The sequence below is a fragment of the Kitasatospora putterlickiae genome, assembly GCF_039527695.1.
GTDB classification, from domain to species: Bacteria; Actinomycetota; Actinomycetes; order Streptomycetales; family Streptomycetaceae; genus Kitasatospora; species Kitasatospora putterlickiae.
The window spans coordinates 1-6351 of record NZ_BAAAKJ010000370.1 but is presented as its reverse complement, the minus strand read 5'-3'; the positions used below and the strand labels follow the sequence as shown (position 1 = coordinate 6351).

Genomic DNA, 6351 nt, shown 5'->3' with positions numbered 1-6351 from the left:
GCCGCACCAGCCTCGGCGGCGGCGCGGCCACCGCGTCGGACGGCGCGGGCGCCACCGCCTCCTCCCCCAGCAGGAACAACCCGTCCGCCAGCCCCACCGCGCCGTCCCGGAACGCCGGGTAGCCCGCGTACCGCCGCCGCACCCCGTCCGCCCCGTCCTCCGTCACCTCCGGCGGCGTGCCGTGCTCCGCCTCGTACGCGATCAGCTCGCACAGCGCGCCGTGCTTCCCGCCCGCCGCCAGCTCCAGCCGCACCCGGTCCGCCACCGCGAGCCGGTGGTACACCTCGTGGGCCGCGAACCGCCGGACGAGTTCGCCGACCCCGGCGCAGACCTCCTCCCGCACGCCCGCGTCGAGCGCCAGCAGGTCGGTCTGGAGCAGCTGCGGCACCTCCCACCCGAAGTGCCGGGCCTTGATCGCGTCCAGCTGCCCGCCGGGCTCGGCCAGTTCGGCGGCCACCCACTGCACCGCCGCGACGCCCCGGATCCGGTCCAGCGCCCCGGCCCGCTGGGTGACGTTGCCCCGGTCCTCGCGCAGCACCAGGAAGTAGTGGTCGTAGTCGGCGAGCACCGAGATCCGGCGGGCCCGCAGCAGGGCGGCGAGGGTGAAGGGCTGGTCGGAGTAGACCTTCAGCTCCTCCTTGCGGGCCAGGTTGTGCCGCCGGACGAGGTCCAGCCGGAACAGCTTGGTGTCGGCGAGCGCCCAGGCCAGCGCGGAGTCCTCGAAGCCGACCGAGGCTGCGGTGGCGTCGAAGATGCCCTGCGGGACGAGCCGCCCGTTCACCCCGACCTGCTTGGGGATCAGCACGTCCGACTCCCAGGTGTCGGCGGCGGTCACCATCCGCTCCAGCGCCTCGTCGCCGAGCCAGTCGTCGGCGCCGAGGAAGAGCACGTACCGGCCGCGGGCCAGCGCCAGGCCGCGGTTGGTCGGGGCGGCCGGGCCGCCGGAGTTGGCCTGGTGGACCACCTGGAACAGCCCGGGGTGGCGCTGCGCGTACGCGTCGAGCAGCGCGCCGCCGCCATCCGTGGAGCCGTCGTCGACCGCGACCACCTCCATGCGCGCGTGCCCGATGCTCTGCCGGACCAGGGAGTCCAGACAGGCGGTCAGGTACGGCATGGTGTTGTAGACCGCGATCACCACGGTCACATCGGGAACGGTCATCGGGCGCTGCCCTCCGGTGCGCGGCTCGCCAGGACGGTGCCCGGTGCCGCGCCGCCCGCGGAACGGGGCGGGCGGCGCGGCGCCGGGCGATGAAACGGTCAACTAGGCGGCGCGGCACGGGGTCACGTTCGCCACCCGCACGAGCGAGCGGCCCCGGACCCCCGTTCCCCGGTCGAACGGTCAGCCGATGGCGACCTCCGCGTACATCCGGGCGATCACGTCCTCGATCGCGGGCTCGCGCACCGAGAGGTCGACCAGCGGGTAGCGGGCCGCGACGGCCGCCACCACCGGGGCGGCGCTCTGCTGGGCCGGGAAGGCCAGCCACTGGCGCGGGCCCTCGACCCGGACCACCCGGGTGCCGGGCACCTCGATCGGCGGGCGCTCGTCGGCCAGGTCGACCACCAGGGTCCGCTCGCTGTCGCCGACCGCGTGCAGGCCGTCGAGGCCGCCGTCGTAGACGACCCGGCCGTGGTCGATCACCATGACCCGGTCGCAGAGCTGCTCGATGTCGGTGAGGTCGTGCGTGGTGAGCAGCACCGTGGTGCCGCGGTCGCGGTTGACCTCGCGCAGGAACTCGCGCACCTTGCCCTTGCTGACCACGTCCAGGCCGATGGTCGGCTCGTCCAGGTAGAGCACGGCCGGGTCGTGCAGCAGGGCGGCGGCGAGGTCGCCGCGCATCCGCTGGCCGAGCGAGAGCTGGCGCACGGGCGTGTCGAGCAGCGCGCCGAGGTCGAGCAGTTCGACGCAGCGTTCCAGGTTGACGCGATATCGGTGTTCGGGGATCCGGTAGAGCCTGCGGGCGAGTTCGTAGGAGTCGCGCAGGGGGAGGTCCCACCACAGGGTGGTGCGCTGCCCGAAGACGACGCCGATCCGGCGGGCCAGCGCGACGCGTTCGCGGGCCGGGTCGACACCGGCGACGCGCAGCCGCCCGGCGCTGGGGACGAGGATGCCGGTGAGCATCTTGATGGTGGTGGACTTGCCGGCGCCGTTGGGGCCGATGTAGCCGACGCACTCGCCGGCCCCGACGGTGAAGGTCAGTCCGTCGACGGCGCGCACCTCGCGCTTCTCCCGCTTCAGCCGGCCGGCCTTGGCGCGGACGGTGAAGGTGCGGCGGACGTCGTCGAGCTCGATCAGTGCCATGGGTCTTTTCCTTGGACGGACGGACGGGGGGTCAGCTGCCGGCGCCGCGGTAGGCGCGCAGCCCGGCGCGCCAGACCAGTCCGGCGGCGGCCAGGCTCAGTACGGCGGCCAGCGGCGAGGCGAACCGGAAGGCGGCGGGCAGGCCCAGCGGGTCGGGCTTGTCGAGGATCCGCAGCGCAGGCAGCCAGTTGACGAAGGCCAACGGCACGCCGAAGACGGTGCCGGCGACCAGTTCCTTGGCGAACACGGTCGGCGGGTACTGCAGCACGGTCGCGCCGCCGTAGGTGAAGGAGTGGTGCAGCTGCCCGGACTCGCCCCACCAGAACTGCAGGCTGGCGAAGGCGATGAAGACCGCCGCGAAGATGAGGGTGCCGCAGAGCAGCAGCACGGGCACCAGCAGCACCCGGTCCCAGGTCCAGTGGACGTCCAGCACGAACAGCGACCAGCCCAGCACGGCCGCCGCCTGCGCGGGCCGTCCGATCCGGCGCAGCGAGAACCGCTCGGCGCAGACCTGGGCGAGCGCGGGTGCCGGCCGCACCAGCATGGTGTCCAGGGTGCCGGTGCGGATCCGCTCGCCGAGGGCGTCGATGGAGCCGACGAACAGGTTGGCCGTGCCGAGGGCGAAGGCGGAGGTGCCGTAGAGGAAGCCGAGTTCGGGCAGGGTCCAGTCGCCGAGGCTGTCGGTGTGCTGGAACATCAGGATGATCACGAAGAAGTCGAGGAAGGTGATGACGACGTTGGCGAAGGTCATCATCGCGAACGACGCCCGGTAGGACATCAGCGCCCTGGTCCACATGGCGGCGGTGAGCCACCAGGAGCGCAGCGCCCACGCCGTCCGGGCGGACAGCGGTTCACGGGGAGCCAGCAGCTCAGCCACCCTGGACCACCACCTTGCGGGTGGCGAGCAGCTGGACCAGCCGCCCCGCCGCGAGCAGCACCAGCGCCCAGGCCAGCTGGAAACCCAGCGCGCCGAGCACCCCGGCGCCGGTGACGCGCTCCAGGAAGACGTCGGTCGGCACCTTCACCAGCGCCGCCCAGGGCAGCACCGGGGCGAGATCGCCGAGCCAGCCGGGGAAGAGCGCGAGTGGCAGCAGCAACCCGGAGAGGAAGATCGACAGCATCACCACCAGGGTCCGCACCCCCTCCGTGTCGTGCAGCCAGAAGCCGGTGAGCGAGACGAGGAACCGCACGCCGAAGCTGACCACCAGCGCGAGCAGCACCGCCAGCAGGAAGAACACCCAGGTCAGCGGGCGTTCGGGCATCCGGGTATGGAAGGCCAGGGCGCCGACCAGCAGGGGCGGCACGCCCCGGGCGAACAGGTCGAAGGCGGCCCGGCCGAGGTCGGTGGCCAGCCACCAGCCCTGGAAGTCCACCGGGCGGTAGAGGTCGATGGCGATGTCGCCGCTGCGGAACCGCTCCTGGACGTCGTCCTGGAAGCCGCCGCCCATCACGGCCACCGTCACCAGCAGCGCCTGGCTGATCCAGATGTAGGTGACGGCGGCGCTCTCGTCGTAGCCGCCGAGGCCGGGGCGGGCCCGCCAGAGGGCGAGGAAGGTGTAGGCGAGGATGAAGCCGAAGACGGTGTTGGTGAAGGCGCCGGCCAGGGTGGCGGTCCGGTACGTGGAGAAGCGGCGGAAGGCGCCGCGGGCGACCGCGGCGTACAGGCTCAGGGCGGCGCGCGCGCCGCCGGGATCGGGAGGACGGAGCTCGGCCCGCGACGGCCCAAGCTTCTGCATATTGTCTCCTTATCGACAAATGGCGGCACAGGGAGACCCCTGGCCGCGAGCGGGCATGCCGGACCGGCCCCGCCCACTCTCCCCCGGGGGTCCCGGGCGGGCGACGCTGTGACGGGCCGAAACCCAAACCTGCCGCGCTATCTGGTTTGCACCTTTCACCGTACTGCGGACGCGTCACGTCCGCACCCGGTTTTTCACCACCCGACCGGAGTCACCCGGGAAGCTGATCCGCAGTCAAATAGCACATAATCTCCGCATGACCGCACGCACCAGCCGCCAGGCCAGACGGGCCGCCCGCCGCGAGGCACGCCGCGCCCTGCCGCTCTGGCGACGACTGCTGCCCACCTGGCGGGTCACCCTCGGCGCCGTGCTCACCGCGGCGCTGCTCGCCGTCGGCGCCTTCGCCGTGCTCTACGTCATCGTGCCGCTGCCCGACCCCAACGCCCAGGCCGTCGCCCAGAGCAACATCTACCTCTACGCCGACGGCGTCACCGAGATCGCCCGCACCGGGGCCGTCAACCGCACCGACGTCACCATCGACAAGGTCCCGGTCGCCACCCGGCAGGCCGTCGTCTCCGCCGAGGACCGCACCTTCTACCAGAACCGCGGAATCGACCTGAAGGGCATGGTCCGGGCCGGCTGGAACACCCTGACCGGCCAGGGCCTGCAAGGCGGCTCCACCATCACCCAGCAGTACGTCAAGAACTACTACCTCACCCAGAGCCAGACCATCGAGCGCAAGGGCCGCGAACTCCTCATCGCCCTCAAGGTCGACCAGCAGCGCGGCAAGGACGAGATCCTCGCCGGCTACCTGAACACCAGCTACTTCGGCCGCGGCGCCTACGGCATCCAGAGCGCCGCCCGCGCCTACTACGGCGTCGACGTCACCGAACTGACCCTCCCGCAGAGCGCCTACCTCGCCGCCCTGCTCCAGGCGCCCAGCGCCTACGACGTCAAGACCGCCACCCCCGCCAACCGCGCCAGGGCCGTCGCCCGCTGGAACCACACCCTCGACGGCATGGTCCAGCTCGGCTTCCTCAGCGCCACCGAACGCGCCGGCCTCGCCTTCCCCGACCCGACCGACCCGCAGCCCGCCAGCGGCCTCGCCGGCCAGGCCGGCTACCTGGTCGGCGTCGCCGACGAGTACCTGGTCGGCAGCGGCATCCTCGACAGCGCCACCCTCAAGGCCGGCGGCTGGCGCATCACCACCACCTTCGACCAGGGCAAGCAGGACGCCTTCGCGCGCGCCGTCCACGACGAGCTCACCGACGAACTCGACCCCGACGCCCGGCCCGACACCGACACCGACGTCCGGGTCGCCGGCGCCTCCGTCGAACCCGCCACCGGCCGCGTGGTCGCCGTCTACGGCGGACCCGACTACGCCGAACAGCCCTACAACGACGCGCTGCGCCAGGACAACCAGATCGGCTCCACCTTCAAGCCCATCGACCTCGCCGCCGGCCTCACCTCCCACCGCAGCAGCGGGGACGGCCATCCGATCACCACCGAGACCCGCTACGACGGCACCAGCGAACGCCCCGTCACCGACGGCCCCACCCCCTACGCGCCGCCCAACGAGGACGACCTCGACTACGGCCCCATCACCCTGCGCCAGGCCATGGTCAAATCCGTCAACTCGGTGTACGCGCAGGTCGGCGTGGACGCCGGGCTCGACCACGTCCGGGAGACCGCCCTCCGGCTCGGCATCCCCGACGACGTCCCCGGCATGGACCCGGCCAACACCTCGATGACCCTCGGCACCGCCACCCCCAGCGCCCTCGACCTGGCCGGCGTCTACGCCGCCCTCGCCAACCACGGCGAGGCCCACCGGCCCTGGTCGGTGGCCGGACTCGAACGGGTCAACCCCGGAACCGGCCCCGTCGACCCGCCCCACCTGCCCGGGCACCACGCCACCGGCGCCCTCGACCGGGGCACCGCCGACGCCGTCACCGACGTCCTGCGCGAGGTCGTCAGCCCCCGCGGCACCGGCGCCGCCGCCCTCGGCCTCGGCCGGCCCGCCGCCGGCAAGACCGGCACCACCGACGCCAACCTCTCCGCCTGGTTCGCCGGCTACACCCCCGAACTCGCCACCACCGTCGGCCTCTTCCGGGAGAACCCGAAGACCCACGCCAAGGAACCGCTGGCCGGCACCGCCGGCTACGCCCGGATCAACGGCGGCGCCTTCCCCACCCGGATCTGGACCGCCTACATGGGCGAGGCCCTGGAAGGCACCGCCGTCCAGGACTTCGAGCTCGAACCCGGCGCGGGCAACGGCCGACCCGCCACCGGCGGCCCGACCGCCACCCCGACCGCCAC

Annotated in this window: 5 protein-coding genes; 1 reads left to right on the top strand and 4 read right to left on the bottom strand. The window is 73.0% G+C overall.

The window, feature by feature from the left end:
• From ABD308_RS32895 to ABD308_RS32880, 4 genes are all read right to left on the bottom strand, one after another.
• Window positions 1–1159 (bottom strand): glycosyltransferase family 2 protein (locus tag ABD308_RS32895; protein ID WP_344343210.1); only part of this gene is annotated, 1159 nt, incomplete at its 3' end.
• A gap of 180 nt (window positions 1160–1339) precedes the next feature.
• On the bottom strand, window positions 1340–2299 hold the full coding sequence (locus tag ABD308_RS32890; protein ID WP_344343207.1) for an ABC transporter ATP-binding protein: 960 nt from the start codon (window positions 2297–2299) through the stop codon (window positions 1340–1342).
• A 31-nt stretch (window positions 2300–2330) separates the two neighbouring features.
• Window positions 2331–3095 (bottom strand): ABC transporter permease, encoded by a 765-nt coding sequence (locus tag ABD308_RS32885; protein ID WP_425554905.1) that lies wholly within the window; start codon window positions 3093–3095, stop codon window positions 2331–2333.
• Between the two features lie 73 nt (window positions 3096–3168).
• Entirely contained in the window at window positions 3169–3969 is an 801-nt protein-coding gene (locus tag ABD308_RS32880; protein ID WP_344343212.1) for an ABC transporter permease, read from the bottom strand.
• Between the two features lie 322 nt (window positions 3970–4291).
• On the opposite strand from ABD308_RS32880, the gene ABD308_RS32875 reads away from it, so the two are divergent.
• On the top strand, window positions 4292–6351 hold a 2060-nt coding region (locus ABD308_RS32875; protein WP_344343203.1), incomplete at its 3' end, for a transglycosylase domain-containing protein.